Genomic DNA, 1,022 nt, shown 5'->3' on the forward strand with positions numbered 1-1,022 from the left:
GCTTGAGGAGGATGAGACGCTGCTGATCCAGTCGGGTAAGCCCGTTGCCGTGTTCAGGACAACGAAGGACTCGCCCCGCGTGCTTCTCGCCAATTCAAATCTGGTTCCGGCATGGGCGAATTGGGATACCTTCCACGAACTCGATAGAAAGGGGCTCATGATGTACGGTCAAATGACTGCTGGAAGCTGGATCTATATCGGCACGCAGGGAATCCTCCAGGGAACCTATGAGACGTTCGCGGAGGCGGCGCGGCAGCATTTTGGCGGCACATTGAAAGGGACGATTACAGTGACGGCCGGTATGGGCGGCATGGGAGGGGCGCAGCCGCTGGCCGTCACGATGAACGAAGGCGTTATGATCGGCATTGATGTAGACCGCACCCGTATCCTGAAACGGATCGGGACCCGGTACTGCGACCTGCTGGCGCCCGGACTTGACGAGGCGCTGTCCATGGCCGCCGAAGCGAAGGCGCAGAAACGGCCGCTCTCCATCGGACTGGTGGGCAATGCTGCGGAAGTGCTGCCGGAAATGCTCCGCCGGGGCTTTGTTCCCGATATCGTGACCGACCAGACCTCGGCCCATGATCCGCTGAACGGCTATTTGCCGGCGGGACTGACGCCGGAAGAGGGGCAGGCGCTCCGCAGCGTCAAGCCGGAACTGTATATCAGGCAGGCGAAAGCTTCAATGGCGGTCCATGTGCGGGCCATTCTCGAAATGAGGAGACAGGGGGCGGTCGCCTTCGATTACGGCAATAACCTGCGCCAGGCAGCGTTTGATGAAGGCGTCAAGGACGCCTTCGCTTATCCCGGATTTGTCCCGGCCTATATCCGGCCGCAGTTCTGCGAGGGGAAGGGGCCGTTCCGCTGGGCGGCGCTGTCCGGCGATCCGGAGGACATCTACAAGACCGATCAAGTCATTCTCCGGGAATTCGCGGACAATGAAGGGCTGTGCAACTGGATTCGCCTGGCGCAGAGCAAGGTGGCGTTTCAGGGGCTTCCCGCGCGCATTTGCTGGCTCCGCG

1 protein-coding gene is annotated in these 1,022 nt (G+C 61.3%); it reads left to right on the plus strand.

Features of this window, described 5'->3' with window-relative positions; all coding sequences use genetic code 11:
• The coding region (gene hutU, locus L692_RS0113990) for a urocanate hydratase (RefSeq protein WP_025700781.1) at positions 1-1,022 on the plus strand (1,022 nt) is incomplete at both ends.

It is taken from the genome of Paenibacillus forsythiae T98, assembly GCF_000520735.1.
GTDB lineage: Bacteria > Bacillota > Bacilli > Paenibacillales > Paenibacillaceae > Paenibacillus_AQ > Paenibacillus_AQ forsythiae.